This window comes from Pseudoalteromonas sp. QJM3NY_22, from assembly GCF_056173065.1.
This window is the reverse complement of sequence record NZ_CM149655.1, coordinates 3,494,703-3,516,910: the sequence shown is the minus strand read 5'-3', so window position 1 is coordinate 3,516,910 and position 22,208 is coordinate 3,494,703. Positions and strand designations below refer to the sequence as shown.

General features: G+C 40.8%; 15 protein-coding genes and 1 other RNA gene. 12 read left to right on the top strand and 4 right to left on the bottom strand.

Annotation, left to right across the window (positions count from 1 at the left end; translation table 11 throughout):
• Positions 1–133: 133 nt before the first annotated feature.
• The 3 genes from AC0VZ4_RS16135 to AC0VZ4_RS16125 are packed head-to-tail and all read left to right on the top strand — an operon-like array spanning position 134 to position 5,935.
• Positions 134–1,549, top strand: a complete 1,416-nt coding sequence (locus AC0VZ4_RS16135; RefSeq protein WP_475440163.1) for an efflux transporter outer membrane subunit — start codon at positions 134–136, stop codon at positions 1,547–1,549.
• Positions 1,539–2,855: an efflux RND transporter periplasmic adaptor subunit gene (locus tag AC0VZ4_RS16130; protein WP_007378385.1), complete on the top strand. Its 1,317-nt coding sequence runs from the start codon at positions 1,539–1,541 to the stop codon at positions 2,853–2,855. Before AC0VZ4_RS16135 ends, AC0VZ4_RS16130 begins: the two co-directional genes overlap by 11 nt.
• Positions 2,852–5,935 carry an efflux RND transporter permease subunit gene (locus tag AC0VZ4_RS16125; RefSeq protein WP_475440162.1) on the top strand — a complete coding sequence of 1,028 codons (3,084 nt, stop codon included), beginning with the start codon at positions 2,852–2,854 and terminating at the stop codon, positions 5,933–5,935. Before AC0VZ4_RS16130 ends, AC0VZ4_RS16125 begins: the two co-directional genes overlap by 4 nt.
• A gap of 137 nt (positions 5,936–6,072) precedes the next feature.
• Here the strand turns inward: AC0VZ4_RS16125 and ssrS are convergent.
• Positions 6,073–6,255, bottom strand: a non-coding RNA gene (gene ssrS / locus AC0VZ4_RS16120) — 6S RNA.
• A gap of 193 nt (positions 6,256–6,448) precedes the next feature.
• On the opposite strand from ssrS, the gene AC0VZ4_RS16115 reads away from it, so the two are divergent.
• From AC0VZ4_RS16115 to rlmB, 8 genes are all read left to right on the top strand, one after another.
• A complete protein-coding gene (locus AC0VZ4_RS16115) occupies positions 6,449–7,012 on the top strand; it encodes a UPF0149 family protein (RefSeq protein WP_007378383.1) in 564 nt (187 codons plus the stop codon).
• Positions 7,013–7,040: 28 nt separating this feature from the next.
• Positions 7,041–8,363, top strand: a complete 1,323-nt coding sequence (pepP, locus tag AC0VZ4_RS16110) for a Xaa-Pro aminopeptidase (protein ID WP_475440161.1) — start codon at positions 7,041–7,043, stop codon at positions 8,361–8,363.
• Positions 8,364–8,378: 15 nt separating this feature from the next.
• Positions 8,379–9,566 carry a 2-octaprenyl-6-methoxyphenyl hydroxylase gene (ubiH, locus tag AC0VZ4_RS16105; RefSeq protein ID WP_475440160.1) on the top strand — a complete coding sequence of 396 codons (1,188 nt, stop codon included), beginning with the start codon at positions 8,379–8,381 and terminating at the stop codon, positions 9,564–9,566.
• Positions 9,563–10,729, top strand: a complete 1,167-nt coding sequence (locus AC0VZ4_RS16100) for an FAD-dependent monooxygenase (protein WP_475440159.1) — start codon at positions 9,563–9,565, stop codon at positions 10,727–10,729. Before ubiH ends, AC0VZ4_RS16100 begins: the two co-directional genes overlap by 4 nt.
• A 421-nt stretch (positions 10,730–11,150) precedes the next feature.
• Positions 11,151–11,885 carry an enoyl-CoA hydratase/isomerase family protein gene (locus AC0VZ4_RS16095; RefSeq protein ID WP_306725177.1) on the top strand — a complete coding sequence of 245 codons (735 nt, stop codon included), beginning with the start codon at positions 11,151–11,153 and terminating at the stop codon, positions 11,883–11,885.
• A 147-nt stretch (positions 11,886–12,032) separates the two neighbouring features.
• Positions 12,033–13,292: an IS4 family transposase gene (locus AC0VZ4_RS16090; RefSeq protein ID WP_475439645.1), complete on the top strand. Its 1,260-nt coding sequence runs from the start codon at positions 12,033–12,035 to the stop codon at positions 13,290–13,292.
• A gap of 168 nt (positions 13,293–13,460) precedes the next feature.
• Positions 13,461–15,956: a ribonuclease R gene (gene rnr, locus AC0VZ4_RS16085; RefSeq protein ID WP_475440158.1), complete on the top strand. Its 2,496-nt coding sequence runs from the start codon at positions 13,461–13,463 to the stop codon at positions 15,954–15,956.
• Positions 15,953–16,696, top strand: a complete 744-nt coding sequence (gene rlmB, locus AC0VZ4_RS16080; RefSeq protein ID WP_475440157.1) for a 23S rRNA (guanosine(2251)-2'-O)-methyltransferase RlmB — start codon at positions 15,953–15,955, stop codon at positions 16,694–16,696. Before rnr ends, rlmB begins: the two co-directional genes overlap by 4 nt.
• Before the next feature lie 429 nt (positions 16,697–17,125).
• Here rlmB and AC0VZ4_RS16075 read toward each other — a convergent pair whose 3' ends face one another.
• The 3 genes from AC0VZ4_RS16075 to AC0VZ4_RS16065 form a co-directional block, all read right to left on the bottom strand.
• Complete coding sequence (locus tag AC0VZ4_RS16075) at positions 17,126–19,282, bottom strand: TonB-dependent receptor family protein (RefSeq protein WP_475440156.1); 2,157 nt, start codon at positions 19,280–19,282, stop codon at positions 17,126–17,128.
• A gap of 91 nt (positions 19,283–19,373) precedes the next feature.
• Entirely contained in the window at positions 19,374–20,258 is an 885-nt protein-coding gene (locus tag AC0VZ4_RS16070) for an IS982 family transposase (protein ID WP_475441613.1), read from the bottom strand.
• A 300-nt stretch (positions 20,259–20,558) separates the two neighbouring features.
• Entirely contained in the window at positions 20,559–21,404 is an 846-nt protein-coding gene (locus tag AC0VZ4_RS16065) for a LysR family transcriptional regulator (RefSeq protein ID WP_007378851.1), read from the bottom strand.
• A 126-nt stretch (positions 21,405–21,530) separates the two neighbouring features.
• Between AC0VZ4_RS16065 and AC0VZ4_RS16060 the strand changes: the two genes are divergently transcribed.
• The gene (locus AC0VZ4_RS16060; protein WP_096793690.1) at positions 21,531–22,130 is read left to right on the top strand and encodes a hypothetical protein; all 600 of its coding nucleotides are present in this window, start codon (positions 21,531–21,533) and stop codon (positions 22,128–22,130) included.
• Positions 22,131–22,208 lie beyond the last annotated feature (78 nt).

Genomic DNA, 22,208 nt, shown 5'->3' with positions numbered 1-22,208 from the left:
GCTCATTTTTACCGTATAACTGGCTATTATGTTAGTTCATCGCTAGCTATGTAATGTTATGTAAAGTAGGTTGAGCAAAATTTGCCAAAGTGCTTGAATTAACCTCATAAATAGCAGTAATTTAGGTTTAATTATGATTTGGCAATGCAAGCCAACCCTATTGGCAATTAGTGTGATGCTGCTTAGCGGCTGTGCGAGTGATTTGAACTCGTCGCAGCGCATGCAAGCGCCTAATAATATGCCTCAGCAATGGCAGCAAGAAGCATCAAGCTCAGCATTAAAAGTACAAGAGCAATGGCTTACACAATTACAAAATCCTACGCTTAACAAATTTGTACAACAAGCACTTAAAAATAACCAACAGCTTTTGCAAACGAGTTATGATGTTGAAATTCAAAAGCAGCAACTTATAGTCTCGGGCGCTGCACTTTGGCCAAGCCTCGATTTATCAACACGTACAAGCCGTAGTAAAGACAACCGCCCTGTAAGTTACGACAACGCAAGCTCCGTAAGTTTAAATTTAACTTACGGGGTTGATTTATGGGGTAAGCTTTCTGACGCTAAGCGCGAAGCTAATCTTAACTATTTAGCGCAACAGGCACGGTTTGAGCAAGCTAAACAGCAACTCGTTGCTGATGTAGTAACTGGCTGGTTTGATGTTGTTACATCGCAGCAATTACTGGATTTATTTAAGCGTCGTGAAGCCAATGCACAACAAAATCTAGATATTATTGAGTCTGGCTATCGCCAAGGTATAAACGAAGCGCTCGATGTGTATTTAGCGCGTAATGAGCTTAATAATGAACGCTCTCGCATTGCCACTCAAACAGCGAGTTTATCGGCATCAGCACGTGTACTTGAGCGTTTACTTGGTGAATACCCAAAAGGTGCCATTACTGCTAGTAGTGACTTACCTGTTATTAATACCGATATTCCTCTAGGATTACCTTCTGAGCTTATAACGCGAAAACCTACTCTACGTGCAAGTTGGTATGAGCTTTTAGCAGCCGACGCATCATTGGCATATGCGCATAAACAACGCTTTCCAAGTTTAGATTTAACAGCTTCATTAAGTGATAGTACAGACCGAGTAAGCGACTTGTTTTCTCCATCAAGCCTTGCATGGTCTTTATTAGGTAGTATTTCAGCGCCACTTTTTGAAGGAGGGCGCTTAAAAGCCAACGAAGAAATAGCGCGTCTTAATACTCAAAAGCAAGAGCAGCTTTATTTACAAACGCTTTATGACGCGTTTGGCGATGTTGAAAATGCAATTTCGCAGCAGCAGTCCCTCAAAGCTCAATATACAAGCACATTAGAGGCACAAGAAAACGCACTTGCTGCAGAGCAATTGTCGTTTGAGCAGTATCAAAGTGGCTTGGTAACTTACACGACAGTGCTTGATGCCCAAGACCGTTCTTTTGACGCGCAAAGCTCCTTAATCGATATTAAAAACCAATTAATAGCCAATAGAATTAACTTACACATTGCCCTTGGTGGTGATTTTGCAAAGCCCTCAAGTGAACTAAAGAGCAATAACGATGAAAACTAAAACAGCAAAAATTATTATTCCAGCGGTGGTTATAGTTGCCACTATTTTAATTGTTATGTTTATTAAAAATAACACGCCTGAGGCTAAACGCTTTGGGACACCTCCTAAGGCATCAATAAGTGTGGCTGCGCTTGAGCTAAAACCACAAAATTATCAAGTGATGATAGACAGCTACGGTACTGTAAAACCACGTACACAAAGCTTGTTAGTGGCTCAGGCATCTGGGCAAATAATTGAAGTAAGTGATGACTTTAGAGAAGGCGGTTTTTTTGAAAAAGGCGATGTACTTTTAAAACTAGACGACAGAGATCATCAGGCTGAAGTTAAATCTGCTCAAGCCAATTTATTAACCGCAGAGCAAGGTTTGCTAGAAGAGAAGGCGCGTGGGCAACAAGCTATTACCGATTGGAAGCGCCTTGGCGGCTCAAATCAGGCAAGCAGCTTAGTACTACGTGAGCCACAACTAGCAGCCGCTGAAGCGGAGGTTTTATCGGCGCAGGCAGCACTTGAAAAAGCGATGCTTGATTTAGAGCGCACTAAAGTAACGGCGCCATATGCGGGGCGTATACTCAGCCGTAGTGTTGATTTAGGGCAAGTTGTTACTAACAACACACAGCTAGCCACCATTTACGCAATCGATAGCGTTGAGATTCGCCTACCAATTAAAAATAAAGATCTCCCATTTGTAAATTTACCAGAGCAGTATCGCGATGGTGCTAAAAACCAAGCGGGTTCAATTGTTAAATTTACTTCTGACTTAGTAGGTGAGCAAACGTGGCAAGGTCAATTAGCACGCACAGAAGGTGCTATAGATGAAGGCGCACAGCAGCTTTATGTCGTTGCTAAAATTAATGACCCGTATAAAGCAACAGCAAATAACCAGTACCCAATAAAAATTGGGCAGTATATAAAAGCGCAAATTACCGGCAGAACAGTATCTAACGCACTTATAATTCCTAACAGTACAATTTATCAAGGAACGTACGTTTACATTGTTGAAGGTGGCGTACTTAAGCGCAAAGACATCACACTAGCTTGGCAAAATGCGACTCAGGCGATGATAAAAACCGGTTTAAACGCAAATGACAAGCTTGTTATTACGCCGCTTGGGCAAGTGAGTTCAGGAACTCAAGTAAGTATTTTAGGTGAACAAAGTGCAGATCAACCTAAAAGCCGTGGAGCGAATGGGCAAGGTAAAGGAAAGCGCCCTACAGCTGAGCAACTTGAACAAAAAGCAAAAGAGCTTGGTATTAGTGTTGAAGAGTTAAAAAAACGCCGTCCAGCAAAGCAAGGAGATAAGCCATGATAGCTTGGTTTGCCAAAAACCATGTTGCAGCTAACTTATTGCTAGTAACGTTGCTGCTGTCGGGGCTTTTTAGTTTATCGACTAAAATACCGCTTGAAGTATTCCCTTCATTCGAAACCGACATGATAAGCGTGAACGTAAGTTTGCGTGGCTCAACACCAGAGGATGTAGAGCAAGGCGTAACAATTCGTATAGAAGAAGCCGTACAAGATTTAGAAGGTATTAAGCAAATATTTAGCCGCTCTTCTGAAGGCTCAGGCTCTGTAACAATTGAAGTTGAAACGGGCTACGACCCGCGTGAGCTTTTAGCTGATATTAAAAGTCGTGTAGATGCAATTAACACCTTTCCAGCCGATGCTGAGAAGCCAATAGTCGCGCTTGCGGAGCGAATTCGCGAAGTTATCGCGGTTACTGTATCAAGTGATTACGGCGAAAAAGAAACGCGCGAATACGCGGAAACAGTACGCGATCAAATTCTACGTTTACCTAATGTAACACAGGTAGAGCTAAGTGGCGTTCGTGATTACGAAATTGCCATTGAAGTAAGCCAAGACGTTCTTCGCCAGTACGATTTAAGCCTTGCACAAATATCGAGTGCCATTGCTAATTCAAGCTCTGATATTTCTGCTGGTAACTTAAAAACTGAAGGTGGGGACGTACTTATAAGCTCTAAAGGGCAAGCATATCGTAAAGATGAATTTGCCAATATTGTTGTTAAAAACCAAGCTGACGGCACGATTATTCGCTTAGGCGATATTGCAATAATTAAAGACGATTTTGAAGAAACCCCAGTACGTACTCGCTTTAATGGTAAGCAGGCTGCATTTATCGACGTATATCGAATTGGTCCGCAAAGTGCGATTACTGTTGCTGACGAAGTTAAAAATTACATAAAAGAGCAACAAAGCTCTCTCCCGCAAGGGTTTGAACTAAGTTACTGGGATGATGATTCGGAGCTGGTTAAAAGTCGTATTTCGACCCTTACTACCAATGCTTTACAAGGCGGTATTTTAGTACTGGCTTTACTTACTTTGTTTTTACGCCCTGCAATTGCATTTTGGGTATTTATTGGTATTCCGGTTTCGTTTATGGGCGCGTTTATAGCGATGCCTATTTTTGGCGTAACCCTTAATATTATGAGCTTATTTGGCTTTATATTGGTACTGGGGATTGTTGTTGATGACGCCATAGTTACCGGTGAAAACGTCTACACCCATTTAAAAACAGCTACGTCGGGCGAGCAGGCCGCAATTTTAGGTACTCAAGAAGTAGCAACACCAGTAACATTTGGTGTGTTGACTACCGTTGCTGCCTTTTTACCTTTGGCCTTTATTGAAGGGGCGCGTGGTGCCTTGTTTGCACAAATACCGGTAGTGGTTATTCCGGTATTATTGTTTTCATTGATTGAATCTAAATTTGTACTACCAGCACATTTAAAATATATAAAACTACGCCACGAAAAAGGCGAACCTTCAAAGTTTGATGTTATTCAACAGCGTTTTGCAGATGGATTTGAAAACGCGATTTTAAAATACTATCAACCCACTTTAAATTTAGCACTGCGCCATAAATTGGCTTCGGTAAGCTTGTTTATTGGTGTATTTGTTATAATTTTAACCATGATCACCAGCGGTTGGACTAAGTTTGTATTTTTCCCGCGCATACCAAGCGAAACAGTCCGCGTTAACTTAACACTACCGACAGGTACACCGTTTGAAGTAACTAATAAATACGTAATTGACATGTCGCAAAAGGCGCAGCAATTACAAGAAAAATACCGCGATCCAGATACTGGCGAAAGCGTTATTTTAAATATATTAGCCACAACAGGCGGGCGTGGTGGTGTATCTAATTCAGGCTCTGTACGCTTTGAAATAACACCGGCTGAAAAGCGTGAATCAGACATAGGATCACGAGAACTTGCCAGCGAATGGCGCGATTTAATTGGTGTCATTCCAGGTGCCGAAAGTTTAACGTTTAGAGCCGAAATTGGCCGAAGTTCTGACCCAATTGATGTTCAGCTTAGCGGCACTTCGTTGACTATTTTACAAGACGTGGCTGATCACATTAAAACCCGTTTATCGACCTATCCAACGGTATTTGATATTGCCGATAGTATGTCCGACGGTAAAGAAGAGTTACAAATAGAGCTTACGCAACAAGGTTTGGCGCTGGGCTTAAATAGAGTTAATGTTGCAGGGCAAGTGCGTAACTCGTTCTTTGGCTCACAAGTACAGCGTATTCAGCGCGGACGTGATGATGTACGTGTAATGGTTCGCTTACCTATAGATGAGCGTCGCTCTGTAGCCGATTTACAAAATATACTTATAAATACACCAGCTGGTGGCTCGGTGCCGTTATCGCATGTTGCAACCCTTACCGCAGGACAAAGCCCGTCAACTATTAACCGAATAGACCGCTATCGTACTTTAAATGTAACAGCGGATATCGAAAAAAATAACACCAACATGACCATACTTCAGGCTGACCTAACGGAGTATTTAGATGAGTTAATGCAACAATATCCTGGAGTAGATTACAAACTAGAAGGTGAGGCTAAAGAGCAGCGAGAGTCTTTTGGGTCGTTGGCTTGGGCACTTGTGTTTGTATTTTTCATAATTTATGCGCTATTAGCAATACCGCTTAAATCTTACTTACAGCCAATTATAGTAATGAGTGTAATTCCATTTGGCATGATAGGTGCCGTAGTCGGGCATTGGATTATGGGTATGGATTTAACTATTATGAGCTTGCTTGGTATGCTCGCCTTAACTGGGGTGGTAGTAAATGACTCCCTTGTACTAGTTGATTTTATTAATAAAAAGCGCAGTGAAGGTGGAAAGTTATTAGATGCGGTTAAAATTGCAGGTGCATCGCGTTTTCGCCCTGTAATGCTAACTAGTTTAACGACCTTTATTGGCTTAATGCCGTTATTATTTGAAAAAGCGACTCAGGCGCAGTTTTTAATACCTATGGCGGTAAGTCTAGGGTTTGGGATTATTTTTGCGACCTTTATTACTTTATTGTTAGTGCCAATAAACTACATGATGATGGAGCGCTTTCAAGGTTGGTTTAAGTAAATAAGCGTAAGCATTTAAAATTTAGCTGTAAGTAAGAAATTGTTTGCAGCTTTTTTTTGCCAAAAATTATAAAAATAATGTACGAAGGTATAGCAAAGAAATGAATAAGTAATAAGAGGGAGTATAAAAATAAGAAGGTGTTCCCCAAGATACGGTACTCGGTTTCAGTCCTGAAACCAGAAGGTTTCAGGGCGGGAATCTGCGGTTTACCGTAGGCTTCTCGGTACATGCCGAGCTTGCACAATAGTAGACGAACAGAAACCCTAGTATAAAATTTATCGGCTCAGGGACTTAACTAAGCTCCGGTACCCCAGGGAACAATTTAAGTATATAAGACATAATCCAATCCTTAAACCCCAAACGTAAAAAATTAAACTGTTCGCTTAGTTTTTCCGCATCTTTAACCCGTCATTTACTTAATTGCATGGTTTTTGAGCTTGATCATACAATTAATTGGAGTTGCTTTTTATCGAGTGGTAGCATTGCCTTAACTTGCAAAGCGAAGATTCGATTATGAACGATTTACCCGATTACGAAAAAGCTCAACTGCTTTTAGAAAAAAACGAAATATTTGTATCACCTGCCGAAGCGCATGGTGTAATTAGTGGTTTACTTGCGTGTGGTTTAACCATTGACGACAAAGAATACTTAGGCCTTTTAAGCGATGTGTTTAATGATGGTGAATCGTTTAGTAACGATTTAAAGCAGTTTTTTGGCACTATTTATAAGCAAGTAGTTGCGAGCTTTAATGATGATGAATTTCAGTTTGATTTATTTTTACCAAGCGACGACGAAACACTCATCGATCAGGCTAATGGTCTCGTATCATGGGTAGCAGGCTTTATGCTTGGTTTTGGCTTAAAGCAAAAAGATTACGGTAAACTATCGAGCGATGTTAAAGAAGTTATTACTGATTTTAGCGAAATCACTCGCCTAGATACCACTTTTGAAGAAACCGAAGAAGACAGCCAAGCGCTGCACGAAGTGATTGAATATGTGCGCGTATCAGCACTACTTTGTTTTGCAGAGCTTGGTAAAGAGCAAAACACGCAAAGTACTAAAAAAACACTTCATTAGTTTAAAAAGTTAAACGGGTTGGTTAATAATGGTTGAAGTACAAAAGTCAGAATTTAAAGCACGCCGCGAGCGTTTACTTACGCAAATGGATAAAAATAGCGTTGCTATTATCCCTGCTGCGAGCGAAGTGACGCGTAGCCGCGATACCGAATATGCATTTAGACAAGATAGCGACTTTTTTTACCTAACAGGCTTTAACGAACCCGACGCTGTACTTGTACTATGTAACAACAGCGATGCACCCAGTACTTTATTTTGCTTAGATAAAGACAAGCTTGCCGAAATTTGGCATGGCCGCAGGGTTGGCTTTGATAAAGCTAAAAGTGACTACTTGTTTGATGAAGCTTACCCGCTAAGTGAATTAAACGATAAGCTACTCGATATACTAAATGAAAAAGATGCGATTTATTTTGCACAAGGTGCTTATCCTTCATTTGATACTAAAGTGTTTTCGTTACTAGGTACACTTCGAAGTGGCTCACGAAAAGGCCTTAATGCACCGAGTACTTTAAAAGAAATACGCGGCCTTATTCATGAAATGCGTTTGTTTAAATCGCCAAGCGAGATAGATGTTATGCGAGAAGGCTGTGAAATTAGTGCGCGAGGGCACATGCGCGCTATGCGTTTTTCACACCCCGGAGCTACTGAATTTCAGCTAGAGGCTGAGCTACATCATCATTATGCTATGAATGGTGCGCCGCATCCGGCGTACGGCACAATTGTTGGTAGTGGCGACAACGCCAATATTTTACATTACACGCAAAATAGCGACGTATTAAAAAATGGCGACCTGGTACTTATAGACTCCGGTTGTGAACTACAAGGTTACGCCGCCGATATTACCCGTACTTTTCCAGTAAATGGACAATTTAGTGAAGAGCAAGCCGCGCTTTATAATATTGTACTTAAAGCGCAAGAAGTTGCCTTTGGTGAAGTAAAACCCGGTGGTTACATGTCGCATGCTAATAAACTAGCAATGGAAGTAATGACCCAAGGTTTACTTGATTTAGGTATTTTAACCGGCGACTTTGATGAGCTAATGGCAAAAGGGGCATGTAAAGAATATTACATGCACGGGCTTGGGCATTGGCTTGGTTTAGATGTACATGATGTTGGCGATTACAAAGTAAATAACGTTGAGCGTGCATTTGAGCCGGGTATGGTACTCACTATAGAGCCTGGGCTTTATATCAGCGAAGACTCAAGCGCACCGCAAAAATACAAAGGCATTGGTATTCGTATCGAAGATAACTTGCTAGTTACCGAAACCGGCCATGAAAACTTGACCCTAAGCGTACCTAAAAAAATTAGCGATATAGAAGCACTTATGCAAAGTGCTAAAAACGTATAAAGCTCGGAGAGTAAAGTGGCTAAGCAGTTTGATGTAGTTATTATTGGCGGTGGTTTAGCGGGAGCAAGCTGCGCATTAAGTGTGGCTAAAACTAATCCCGCGTTAAATATTGCCGTTGTAGAAGCTAATCAAGTAACCGGCGACTACCACCCAAGCTTTGACGACAGAAGCATTGCACTTGCTCAGCAATCGGTAGAGTATTTACAAAGCCTCAATTTATTTGAGCAAAATGCCCCTTACACCGCAGCAATCAAAAAAGTGAGCGTGTCTGATAGAGGCCACTTTGGCAAAGCGCACATTAATTGCGACGAATTTGCTAAGCCCTCACTTGGTTACGTAGTAGAAGTAAATCCATTTGGCCGAGCGCTTCACCTGCGTTTAACGCAGTCAAATATTACGCTTTTGTGCCCCGATAGCGTAACTGCCATTGAGCAAACTCTGCATAGCAATACACTCACCCTACAAAGCGGCGAGCAATTAAACGCAGCGCTATTGGTTATTGCTGATGGCGCACAATCACCAACACGTAGTTTACTTGGGCTTGGTTTTAATACCCAGCCTTATGAACAAGGCGCTATTATTGCTAATGTAGAAGTGGCTGGTGGGCATAATAATCATGCCTTTGAGCGCTTTACACAAAACGGGCCTATGGCGTTATTACCCATGAGCAATAACCGTTATTCGTTAGTATGGTGTATGCGTCAAGATCAAGTCGAACAGCACATGGCACTTAATGAACAAGACTTTATAAGTGCACTGCAAAGCGCGTTTGGTTATCGCGGTGGGCAATTTACTAAAGTAGGCATGCGCACGAGTTACCCGCTCGTTTACGGGCAAGTTGAGTCTTTAATTGCGCACCGTACAGTGGTTATTGGTAATGCTGCACATGCTATTCATCCTATTGCAGGGCAAGGTTTTAATTTAGGCCTTCGCGACGTGCAAGTACTTAGTAATTTAATAGCAAACAGCCAACACGATTTAGGCAGCTATGCGTTTACACGTGAATATTCAAAAAAGCGCTGTGATGATATAAAAACCGTAATGAGTTTAACCGATGCACTTGTTAGGCTTTTTTCAAACTCATCGCGAGTGCTCGCATTGGGGCGCAGTATTGGGTTGTTTTCGATGGATTTATTTCCCGTATTAAAAGCGCCATTAGCCAAACAGTTAATGGGGCAAGTTAAACAAGGTAGGCGTTTATGAAGCAAGCACAGGTTTGTATTGTAGGTGGTGGCTGCGTAGGGTTGACACTGGCACTTGGATTGGCAAAAGCCGATATAAGCGTCGTTGTACTCGACGGCGCACCAACACAAGCGTTGCCAACTGACGAATATGGTTTGCGCGTAAGTGCGCTAAGCATTGCAAGTCAAACCTTGCTTGAGCAATTAAACGTATGGCCCGAAATTATCGCACAGCGAGCGTGCGCTTATACGCATATGGATGTACGTGATGCCGACAGTTTTGGCAAAATAGCGTTTAATAACGAACAACTTGAGCTTGAACATTTAGGCCATATTGTTGAAAACGACATTATCCGCTACGCGCTTATAAAAGAGCTAGAGCAACAACCAAGCGCCACGCTAATGTTCGATACGCAGTATCAGCAAATACATCAAAGCGAATCAGATGTATTTATAACGCTTAAAAGCGGCGAGCCTATTATTGCTAAGCTGCTGGTGGCGGCCGATGGCGCAAACTCGGCTATTCGTAAACAATTTAATATGGCGCTTAGCTTTAAAGATTACGACCACCATGCGCTAGTTGCGACTGTTAAAACTAAAGAGCCGCACGCAAATACCGCACGCCAAGTGTTTTTACCAACCGGGCCACTGGCATTTTTACCTCTGAGCGATGCAAATACGCATTCAATAGTATGGTCTACAAGCCCAAACCACTGCGATGAGCTGCTTGCAATGGATGATTGTGCCTTTAATAAAGCCGTTATGGCTGCAATAGATGGTCAATGCGGTTTGTGTGAAGTGCAAAGTAAGCGCGTGGCTTTCTCACTTAAAATGCGCTACGCTCAGCAATGGGTTTCAGGCAAAGTGGTACTCATTGGCGATGCTGCACATACAATCCATCCACTTGCAGGGCTTGGTATGAACCTAGGCCTAAAAGACGCCGCTTATTTAATTGAGCTTTTAACAAGTAATAATAAAGAATTTGCAAGCACGCGCACACTGCGCGATTACGAACGTACCCGTAAGCTCGACGCACAAAAGCACATCGCCATGATGCAAGGGCTAAAAGAGTTATTTGAAGGGGCTAATCCGTTTAAAAAGCTTATTCGCGGAGTAGGGTTGTCGCTAGTTGATAACCTAGGGCCAATAAAACACTTGTTCGCCAAAGAAGCGATAGGAAAGTAAAAACATCGACAATAAGTTTTGTAAAGAACGATGCTTAATTTAAGAGCGCCTTTTTTAATGTTTATATTGAGTTAAATTAAGTGCTTCTTATTTTTTGAAATTCATCCAAACTAAACACTTGAATTCAAGACGATTAATTACCAAACCTCGAATATTACAAGCGCCAAGTTAAACATACCGCTGGAAATTTAACCTCAAAAAATAAACATGCCTTATACCAATACTTAATCAATTTGAGGGATTAAATCTGACACTAACTGTGTTAAAATTTTCTGATATAGAACAACTAATTTGCCTTATAATCGACAAGGTTTTCTTGCCCCAAAATAGACCACTTAATTAATCGAGTTGGTATTATTGATAACTATAAAAATAATGAACTGCGCTTAAAGTTAACTTAAAAAGCAAAAAAGAGGATTTAATGGCAAATTTAATAGAACTAACAACTAAAAATAACACCGCTATACTCACCATGAATACCGCTGAAAACCGTCATAATCCAGCGTTTTTGGCTGAGTTTAATTTACACCTAGACCACATTGAAGCAGATCAAAATATTAAGTCAGTTATTTTAACGTCTTCGAGTGATAAAAATTGGTCATTGGGTATCGACCTTCAATGGATGTCTAATCCAAGTATTTTACCTGCAGCAATTTCTGACTTTATGGTGCAAATAGGCGATTTATTTAAACGCATCGTTACTTTTCCTATGCCTATTATTGCTGCGTTAAACGGGCATACCTATGGTAATGGTGCTGTACTTGCGTGTGCGTGCGACTTTAGATTTATGAAATCAGACAAAGGCTTTTTTTGTTTTCCTGAAGTGGATGTAATGGTGCCGTTTGTTCCGTCGATGTTTCCTATAATTAATAAAGCAATTTCGCAAACATTCTTTAATCGTCTAGCTATGTCAGGAGAGCGGGTTGGTGCAGAGCAGCTGCTAGAGAACAAAGTAGTTGAAGCTGTGTTTGCAAATAATGACGAACTACAAGCGGGTGCACTTGAGTTTGCCCAGCAGTTTAATAAAAACCGTTGGATTTACGCTCAAAATAAAACACAAATGAATAAGCAGATTTTACTTACGATGAAAGAAGAAGACCCAAGCTTTATTGATAATATAAGTAAACTGCTGTGGAAAAATCTACAAAAAAAATAGTATAAGTCTTAGTATTGTTACTAGATGACTAAATGCTTTGCAGTTAAGGGATCGTTCATAGGTTGGATCTTAAGAAAACTTGAAGTTGAACTCTGTTAATGATCAAATAGTTACGCCAATAAAAACATGACTAAAAACAGAGTTCACATGCAGATTAACCAAGTTTCAAACCAATTAAAAGCCCTTATCTCAGAAAAACACCTCATTGAGCTTGCAAAAACCTCTGGATTTCAAGTTCGACACCGTTGCCTGTCGATCGTTTCTCTGCTCAAAGCCGTATTTAAAAGCTTATCTTGCCTGCAAGACGCTAACTTGTCAGATATCCATCAAAACTTGCGAACGCAGGCTGATTGCACGATAAGTTATAAACCCTTTCATAATCAAATTCGAAAACCAGCCTTGACTGAGCTTGTCCGTGAGCTCGTTATTCAAGCGATGTCTAAATTGACTGTAAACACGCTGGATAAAACCTTTTTTACCCAGCGAGGAATACAGCGAGTGTTATTGCAAGATGGTTCTTCATTTGCTCTACATGATGAATTAGCGCAGGTTTTTGCTGGTCGTTTTACTGCTGTAAGTCCTGCCGCAATTGAGTTGCACGTTACCTATGACCTATTTAATGAACAACCCTGCGAAATAGATATCCGTCCTGATGTTGAAACTGAGCGCGCCTTTTTACCAGGTAGCCACACACTTGAAGATACGTTATTACTTGCTGATGCTGGGTATTTTGACTTAGATTACTTTGAGCAAGTAGCTCAAGATGGCGGATATTTTTTGATCAGAGCAAATAAAAACATTAACCCAATCGTTACATCAGCCTATTGCGCGGGTATAGAACTTAAAGAAAAGAACATTAAACTCAAAACGTTACTCGATAAATTCGCAAGCCAACCACTTGAATTAACAGTACGTTGGAAGAAAAATGGGCCCGAGTACAGGCTTATCTATTTACCGAATGAAAAGCGCCCCGTTTTCCTTGTTACTAATTTAAAAGAGGCACAGTTTAGCTTTGACGAGCTACTCGATATATATGCAACTCGTTGGCAAATTGAGTTGTTTTTCAAAGAACTAAAGTCATGGAATAACCTTAAAGGGTTCATCACACGAGATCCTCATATTGCCGAATCATTGGTTTGGCTGAGTATACTGCAAACACTTATCAAGCGTTTTATCTGCCATAGTGCAGCGGGTATGTTTAAGTGTGCGATCTCGACATTTAGAGCGAGTAAGTGCAGTTATCTTTGGTTGGATGATATTCTGGATTGCATAGAACAAACACGGTGCAGCCATAAGATACATCGTGTATTTGAGCTACTAGCGGTAAATTGTAAGCGGCAAAGCATTGAGAAAAACAATGATATTTGCCGTTTTAAGATAGGAAGTCACACGGTCTGTGTTCCTTAAGAACTAAGCTATGAGGGATCGTTAAGCTCCATTGCGCTAGATTTTTCAACTATACACCAAGGTAAACAGCAAGGTAAAAGTGCTTTCTTAAAAGTTTAATAGCTTTTACCTGTCTCATTATAACTATATGGGTTAAAATACCTACATAACCAACTAACAAGATAGTGAATGTCAAACCAAGATCCAAATCTCAGTCGAGAACAAGAAAAGTACGAAAACCCAGTCCCTAGTCGTGAGTTTATACTTACTCACCTTCAAGAGCGTTCAAAGCCTGCTAACTACGCGCAATTATGTGAAGAACTAGCAGTAAACGATGACGAACGCCAAATAGCATTTAAACGCCGCCTTCGCGCTATGGAGCGTGACGGACAGCTGTATTTCAATAAATTTAAATGCTACGCCCTAATTGACGAAGCCGGTTTAACCAAAGGCAAAGTAATAGGCCACAGAGACGGTTTCGGCTTTTTAGAAGTTGAAGGCGAGAGTAAAGATTGGTTTATTGCTAAGCACCAAATGAATATGGTGTTACATGGCGACATTGTACTAGCTAAAGGCACTAAACGTGGTTCTGGCTCAAAATGCGATGCACGTATTATAAAAGTGCTTACTAATGAGCGCGCGCCAATTGTTGGCCGTTACTTTGTTGAGCACGGTGTTGCTGTGGTAGTCGCTGAAGACCCGCGCATAACGCAAGATATAATGATTTTACCAGGCAACGAAAACGGTGCCCGCCATAACCAAATGGTGCAGGTTAAAATTACGCAAAATCCAAGCCGTAACATGAACGCGGTAGGTAAAGTTATAGATGTACTTGGTGAGCATTTAGCCCCAGGTATGGAAATTGAAGTTGCACTGCGCAATCACGATATTCCACATGTATGGCCAGAAGAAGTTGAAGCACAAGTTGCTCATCTAGGTGAATTTGTTGAAGAAGCTGACAAACAAGGTCGCGTAGATTTACGTGATTTACCACTTGTAACTATTGATGGCGAAGATGCACGCGACTTTGATGACGCCGTATATTGTGAACCTAAAAAATCAGGTGGCTGGCGCTTATGGGTTGCCATTGCCGATGTATCGCATTACGTAGGAATGAACACGCCGCTTAACAAAGAAGCAATTTTGCGTGGTAACTCAGTGTATTTTCCTGAGCAAGTAATTCCGATGCTACCAAAAGTGCTTTCTAACGGATTATGTTCGCTTAATCCAAAAGTAGATCGCTTATGTATGGTTGCCGAAATGACCGTATCGAGCGCGGGTAAGCTTTCGGGTTATAAGTTTTACGAAGCCGTGATGAACTCGCATGCACGTTTAACTTACACCAAAGTAAATGCCATTTTACAAAACGACGAAAAACTACGCGAAGAATACTCAGCCGTTGTGCCACATTTAACTGATTTACAGCAAATGTACATGGCACTTAAAGCAGCACGCCAAGACCGTGGTGCCATTGAGTTTGAAACCCTAGAAACACGTTTTGTATTTAACGCTCAACGTAAAATAGAATCAATAGTGCCTGTTATTCGTAACGACGCGCACAAACTCATTGAAGAATGTATGATTTTAGCCAACGTATCGGCGGCTAAAATTCTTGAAAAGCATGAAGCGAGTGCGCTTTATCGTGTGCATGACGAACCAGACCAAGAAAAACTAGGTAACTTTACTAAGTTTTTAGGCGAGTTAGGTATCGAAAGTACATTAAGCGACGAACCAACACCAAAAGAAATAACGCAAGTATTAGCGCGATTAGGTGAGCGCCCAGAAGCTGAGCTTATTCAAACTATGCTACTGCGCTCAATGAAACAAGCTGTATATCAGCCAGATAACATTGGTCACTTTGGTTTAGCGTTATCGGCTTATGCGCACTTTACATCGCCAATACGTCGTTACCCAGATTTAGTAGTACATCGTGCTATTAAAGCAGTAATAAAAGCACAAGGTCAGCAAACGTCTGGCGAATACGCTTATACCGACGACGAAGTTGATCAGCTAGGTGAGCAGTGTTCTACAACAGAGCGCCGCGCCGATGATGCAACTCGCGAAGTAGCCGACTGGCTTAAATGTGAGTTTATGCAAGATCACGTAGGTGACGAGTTTAACGGTGTTATTTCATCGGTCACTAACTTTGGTTTGTTTATTCGTTTAGATGATTTACAAATTGATGGGCTTATTCACGTTACTAATTTAGGCGATGAGTTTTTTGCACATGATGCTGCAAAACACACCCTAATAGGTGAGCACTCGCATACTGTTTATCGCCTTGGCGATAAAGTAACAGTTAAAGTTGCGTCGGTTAGTTTAGACGATCGCCGTATAAACTTAACGCTTAAAGGCGATGTTGCACAAGACAGGTACTCACGTCGTCGTGCACCTAAAAAGGGCTCAGGTAAATCTGAGCATGCACCAGCAAGTGTTCGTTCGCAATTAAAAGCAGGCAAAGTACCGGGTAAAAAGTCGCACAGCGATGGCAAACCAAAAGGTAAAAAAAAGCCAGCAAATAAAGATAAAGGCAAGCCTGCAAATAAGTCTGCAACAAAACCTGCAGATAAAAAAGCAGCAGACACTGCCGTAAAGAAAAAACCGAAGAAAAAGGCCGTTAAAAAGCCTAAAAGAGCAGGCAAAAATGCCCGTAAACGTACTAGCCCAGGAGCAGACAATACGTGAGTAATGAATTAATTTTTGGCTTTCATTCTGTTGAAGCAATTTTAGAAAGCGAACCAGAGCGCTTTGTAGAAATTTATGCCCTTAAAGGTCGTGACGACAAACGCTCAACTCCGATTATTGATGAAGCACGTAAATTTGGTATTTCAGTACAGTTTATGCAGCGCAAAGCCCTTGATAGCAAATCAAAAGGTGAGCAGCATCAAGGTATTATTGCTAACGTAAAAGCAGCGCCAACGTTTAATGAAAAAGATCTTGATGAGATAATCGCTCGAGAAGACACACCATTTTTACTGGTGCTTGATGGTATTACCGATCCGCATAACTTAGGTGCATGCCTACGTAGTGCAGACGCGGCAGGTGTTCACGCTGTGATTGTACCTAAAGATAAGTCGGCTAAGCTTAACGGTACTGCACGTAAAGTGGCATGTGGCGCAGCCGAAACAGTACCGCTTATTCAAGTGACTAACCTTGCACGTACGCTTCGCGAAATTAAAGATGCAGGCGTATGGGTTGTAGGTACTGCTGGCGAAACTGATAACCACGTATTTGATGCAAGCTTAACAGGCCCAATGGCTATTGTTATGGGTGCAGAGGGCGAGGGCATGCGACGCTTAACGCGTGAGCATTGCGATATGCTTGTTAAAATTCCAATGGCGGGTACAGTTTCAAGCTTAAACGTATCGGTAGCCACGGGTATTTGTTTGTTTGAAGTTTTACGCCAACGTAACGCAAATAACTAATACCTAATAAATAATACCTAATTTAAATTAAGTATTAAAAAAGCCGAGATTGAAATTCAATCTCGGCTTTTTTGTATCTGTAATTTACGCTTTAACTTTACACCAACTGATGCTCTATTATAGCGATAGGAAAATAGCTCTATAGCAAGGCAAAAATAACGAAATATAGTTGTTCTTATATCAGTTGTTTTTAAAGCAGCTAGTGAACCATTTCTCCTATACAAAGCGCAGGTAAACGGTTTAATAACAAGGCAATAATTTAGATGTGTAGTGCTTTTACATAAAAAATTATTAACGCTGTTAGTGAACCACTTACCCTATACAAAGCGCAGGTAAACGGTTTAATAACAAGGCAATAATTTAGATGTGTAGTGTTCTTACATAAAAAATTATTAACGCTGTTAGTGAACCGTTTAACCAGCTTTCAATTTAGAATGAGTAAGTGTAGCCCATCTGTACAGTACGCGGCTTACCAGGTTGAATGCCACCGTTTGAACGGTTTGCAACGTATGTTTTATCAAACAAGTTATCAACGCTTAGGTATACTTTTTGATTTTCATCGATTAAGTATTTAGCGGCTAAATCCCATACTACGCGGCTATCAATTGCGTTTAAGCCCGACTCAGTTAAGTTAGCATGCGCATCAGATACGTAACGTATTTGGCTGTTAACTACAAACGCAGAAAACTCTGCACCTAACGATAACGCTACTTGGTTTTCTGGTACGTAAGGCATTGCATCGCCTTTTTCTACCGCGCCCCAAATTTCTGAATCAAAATCGTTTTTAAACTCAGAGTCTGTGTAGGTGTATGTTAATTTAACTGGGAACATAGCTGTATCAGTTGCAAACGTACGTGCTGCACTAAATTCAAAGCCTGCTACTTCTACTTCACCGTAGTTGTATTGGTCGCCAATGTTGTCGTCGCTACAACCAACCGCTGCAGTACAGTTACCGTGCATGTTGTCGTAGTCAGAATAAAAGGCAATTATTTCACCACTAAAGCTATCCATGTTGAAGCGAGAGCCAAACTCAATGTTTACGCTTTCTTCTTCTTCTTGGTCTGCATTACCAGGTGCTGCTGGCGCATAACCTTTTTGAATGCCCGCAAGTAGCGTTACGTTTTCGTTAAGCGTGTAAGTAGCACCTAACGACGGAACTAAAATTTCGGTATCGTTCGACACATCTTTAGTTAAACCGTTGCTGCGCGTTGGATCTGATTTAGACCACTCTTCACGCGTAATAGTAATGTCTTCATATCGAAGACCAGCACTTACTACTAATGCATCAATTGTCCACTCGTCTTGAATAAACAAGGTGCTTGCTTCGGCACTATCTACGCGGTTGCTATCAGAGCCCGGAACGCCTTGCTCTGTAAGCGTTAAGCTTAGGTCTTGATTAAGTGTGTATTTGTCTTCCCATTGAAAACGATCCATTTCGTCTTCGTGGTAACGTACGCCAACAGTCACATAGTGATCGCCTGCAGGAATATGTAATTCAGACTGAATACCTTTAGCTTGGTAATCGCGGTTATTAGCTTTAACGCCAATACCTTCAATGCCTTCGCTTGTTGGGTTTGCTTCAAAATCGCTGTACTGCTCAAGAGTACTTAAACCTACGCTGCTGGCTTTATACCAGTTACGATGAAAATCGTTTAAGTAAGCCGTAGCTAAAAACTCATAGCCATCACCAAAACGGTATGCATAGTTAAGTTGGTATGCGTTGTGGCGCGTATTCATTTCATCGTTTTGCGATGCAGCATAACGACGATAAGGACTTTCTTGATAGTCTTCGTCAGTTAAGCCCATGTATGTTTCGTCTGATGTTTCGTCAGAGTACTTAATTTTTAGCTCAAGATTATGCGCATCGTTTTGACCAAACGTATGGCCAAACTTTAATAGTAAATCTGTTTTTTCAAAGCCGGTGTTGTCATTGCCTACTGGCAGCTCTTTAAAGCCGTCTGCGCCGTAAGTAAATACTTCAATTAAACCTGCTGTGTTATTTTTTTCTTTACCAAAGTAAGCGTGGCCTTTGTAGTAACCGTCGCTACCAAGGGCTGCATCTACCATACCTTTTGAGCTATTTGGCTCAGTGGGTAAGCTGCGCGAAAGTAAGTTTAAAACACCACCCGTAGTACGCGGGCCGTACTTAACTGAGGCTGCGCCTTTTAATACTTCAATAGATTCCATACGACCCATAGTAGGGAAGTAGTATGCAGAAGGTGCTGAATATGGTGCTGGTGCAACTAATACACCGTCTTCCATTACTGATATTTTATCGTTACGGCCAGTACCTGTACCGCGCATACCAATATTAGGACGAAGGCCATAACCGTCTTCTTCTTGCACGTAAACGCCCGGAACAGACGCTAAAACGCGAGAAATATCGGTAAACTGGAATTTTTGAAGCTCTTCTTCAGAAATAAACGTAGCTGAACCAGGAATATCGTTAATTGCTTGCTGAGAGCCAATAACAGTGATTTGTTCAAAGCGTTGTTCTTTATTGCTGGTGTCTTTTGCTATTGCAGTAGCACTAAAAGACAAAGCAACCGCAGTTGCCAAAGTAGATACTAAAAACTTAGGGTTCATTGTGTTCCTAATTATGTCAATTATCCAAATTGGCGTAATTGGAACACGTTAACGAATACGAATCAATGTTATTAACTAACCTGAGTTCTGCTTAAGCGATAACTAATGCGTTAAGCTCTACGTCAGTTAAATTAAGGTGTGGCTTCTTTTCTTTCAAGCAATAAGCCACCAATCCAGCGACTAAATTCAACATAAAGCCGTTCATACTCCGATGTCTTGAATGTTCAATGAAGGATATGTTCTTGAGCTGGTCATTAATTGTTTCGATTATAAAGCGTTTTGAAAGCATTGCTCTATCCCATAATGACATCGCTTTTGCCTTCATATTTTTGCGAACCGTCGTAATGAGCTTTACCCCTTTATCGAGTAAATCGGCTTCTAAAGCTTTACTTAAATACCCTTTGTCACCATATAATTTATCCGTCAGGCAGCTCGCTAACTCACGCACTGGTTGAGTATCATGTACATTTCCTGTTGTCACTTTCGCAGCAACAATTTCACCATGGTGATTAACGATTAAATGTAGCTTGAAGCCATAAAACCATCCCATTGTTCCTTTGCCACGCTGGGCTATTCCATCAAAGGTTTTGTGTCTTGGAATACGAATATTATGGCACACTTTAATACATGTGGAGTCAATGAATTCAACGCCTGTGGGTTTACCTTTAAGTGAAGTAAAATAGGCACACATCGGCACAATTACCCTTGGCATAACGGCTAAAAATAGTGTGTAACTGAGCAAGTTGGGAAATTCACTTTTGTACATAAGTGATACATAGCCAAGGTAGTAATTTTTGAAATCTCGGTGATGTGACATATGAAAACTAATAACAATAGTCATAATTTCACTGGTCGTCATACGTCCTGAACGCTGACGTTTTTGGGTGCCATCTTCGAGTAATTGTTTTTCCCATTGGGGTATAAATACTTTGCAAAAATCATCGACATCGCAAAATAATTCAACTAATTTAATCATGCCTGTTCCTTGCTTATCCAATCGTTTTTGGTCGAAAGATCGGATCTCGGAACAGGCATTTAGTTCAATTTCTTAAACGAGATTCAGGTTAACTATTTAATGATTCAGTTTTTTAGAACTAAAAACACCTACTTATGCAACTTAGTTAACTAAATTATTTCTTTTGTAGCAGTTTGTAATTACTTAACTAGTTATAAAGTTTGAACTAGGTATATTTACTTTTAAGCGCTTTATATTAACTGGTTTAGATGTGATTGTTGTTAATTTGTTTTGTTTTTCAATTGGTTATGTTTATTAGTGTTAGCCTAAACGTAGTGCGATAAACTCAGCAAGTTTATCTACTGCATTTTCCGACTCGCCCGAACTTTTAACCAAACTAATACCAATATTACCAAGAGCAGGTAAATGCTTGGTTTGAACTTGATAGTTAAGTTCACTCGGTACTGTGCTTTTAGCAAGTACCGTAATACCTAAGCCTTCTTTTAACGCGGCAATAAGACCGGTTAAATCGGCGTTGCTATAGACAATTCGGTATTTTATACCTGCACTTTTTAATGCATCAGTAGCACGGCGACGATAAATACACCCCTCTGGTGCGGTAACCAGCGTAACCACGTCGTTTTGTGCAAGTGATAGATCGCCCACCCATACGAGTTTGTCTTGCATAAAAATAGGGAATTTTTCAGAGCTGAGACGCTCATTTAGCGCCAGCACTAAATCAAACTGATCTTGCCTTGAGGCCGAAAGCAAATGTTTACTTAAACGCGATTTAACTTCTAATGACACCTCTGGGTAGAGTGCCACAAAGTCGCCAATAATTGAGGGTAAAATACGCGCCGCAAATTCGCTCGGAATACCTAAGCGCACTTTACCTGCAATGTTTTCTGAGGTGAACTGCTGCAAAATAGCATCGTTGTGTTGCATCATCTGCTTTGCCATAGGCAGTAATAGCTCGCCGTACTGGTTTAATACTTGGCGCTGTCCTTGTTTTTTAAATAGTTTATAGCCAAGCACATCTTCTAAACGTTTTATTTGTAGGCTTACCGCAGGTTGCGATAGGCCAAGTAAGTCGCCTGCTTTAGCAAAACCACTTACTTCAACTACCATTACAAAGGTGCGTAAGCTGTCGGTTGATATGTTTTTCATATTTATAATTACAATTTATATGGCTATATATATAAGTATTATTTATCAATTGATAAATAATTACAATTTGTTGTTACACACCTCGCGCAATATACTTTTAGCATTGAAAATACACAGGTGTTTGTTATGACTTTTAACCCAATAATGTTTGCCCGCCACAGCAACGCAAGTAGTGCGGTTACTAACGCTTTGCAAGCAAACAGCAGCAATGTTGTAATGGATTTTAGTGGCACCGAAACCAGTGTATTTTTAAGTTCTATTTTAGGCCTTGATTTAACTAAGCTTACCGCCAGCGGTTTAGGCTTAAAAGGCACGCTTGATGGCGACTATAATTCTGACTACAGCTTTGCTGTTTATTACTTTAGCGAAACTGCGTTTAGATTCGTACTGCCACACAGCGCAAGCCTTCAATTACAAGCGCTTATAAATGAGCAACAACTTCGTTTTGATATCGATTATGTAATGCGAACCGACCTAGCTACTTTTACTCTAAGCGGTAGCAATGCATTTGACACCCTAGTAAATGCTTTTAAATTAACACCAGGTTTGCGCCTTTCTGACGCGCAACTTTGTTACGGTGCACAAAGCGGTGATGTATTTATTACCGCCATTGATAAAAACGACGAACAACACTTTGTATTAGTCGCTAAACAACAAGAATTACAAAAATGGCAAAGCTACATGCAAGCGCAAGGTTTTGCACTTATGCATAGTGAAGCCGCATAACGAATACAAACAACAGGTAAGCATAACAATGTTTACCTGTTTTTATATCTATTTAAGCCACGCCCTAAACAGGGTTAA

What these genes read in the sequence shown, in the direction of transcription:
- AC0VZ4_RS16130 (WP_007378385.1), top strand. Translation starts at nt 1,539, where the DNA reads ATGAAAACTAAAACAGCAAAAATTATTATTCCAGCGGTGGTTATAGTT.
- AC0VZ4_RS16065 (WP_007378851.1), bottom strand. Translation starts at nt 21,404, where the DNA reads ATGAAAAACATATCAACCGACAGCTTACGCACCTTTGTAATGGTAGTT.
- pepP (WP_475440161.1), top strand. Translation starts at nt 7,041, where the DNA reads ATGGTTGAAGTACAAAAGTCAGAATTTAAAGCACGCCGCGAGCGTTTA.
- AC0VZ4_RS16075 (WP_475440156.1), bottom strand. Translation starts at nt 19,282, where the DNA reads ATGAACCCTAAGTTTTTAGTATCTACTTTGGCAACTGCGGTTGCTTTG.
- AC0VZ4_RS16115 (WP_007378383.1), top strand. Translation starts at nt 6,449, where the DNA reads ATGAACGATTTACCCGATTACGAAAAAGCTCAACTGCTTTTAGAAAAA.
- AC0VZ4_RS16060 (WP_096793690.1), top strand. Translation starts at nt 21,531, where the DNA reads ATGACTTTTAACCCAATAATGTTTGCCCGCCACAGCAACGCAAGTAGT.
- AC0VZ4_RS16125 (WP_475440162.1), top strand. Translation starts at nt 2,852, where the DNA reads ATGATAGCTTGGTTTGCCAAAAACCATGTTGCAGCTAACTTATTGCTA.
- AC0VZ4_RS16095 (WP_306725177.1), top strand. Translation starts at nt 11,151, where the DNA reads ATGGCAAATTTAATAGAACTAACAACTAAAAATAACACCGCTATACTC.
- AC0VZ4_RS16100 (WP_475440159.1), top strand. Translation starts at nt 9,563, where the DNA reads ATGAAGCAAGCACAGGTTTGTATTGTAGGTGGTGGCTGCGTAGGGTTG.
- AC0VZ4_RS16090 (WP_475439645.1), top strand. Translation starts at nt 12,033, where the DNA reads ATGCAGATTAACCAAGTTTCAAACCAATTAAAAGCCCTTATCTCAGAA.
- AC0VZ4_RS16070 (WP_475441613.1), bottom strand. Translation starts at nt 20,258, where the DNA reads ATGATTAAATTAGTTGAATTATTTTGCGATGTCGATGATTTTTGCAAA.
- AC0VZ4_RS16135 (WP_475440163.1), top strand. Translation starts at nt 134, where the DNA reads ATGATTTGGCAATGCAAGCCAACCCTATTGGCAATTAGTGTGATGCTG.
- rnr (WP_475440158.1), top strand. Translation starts at nt 13,461, where the DNA reads ATGTCAAACCAAGATCCAAATCTCAGTCGAGAACAAGAAAAGTACGAA.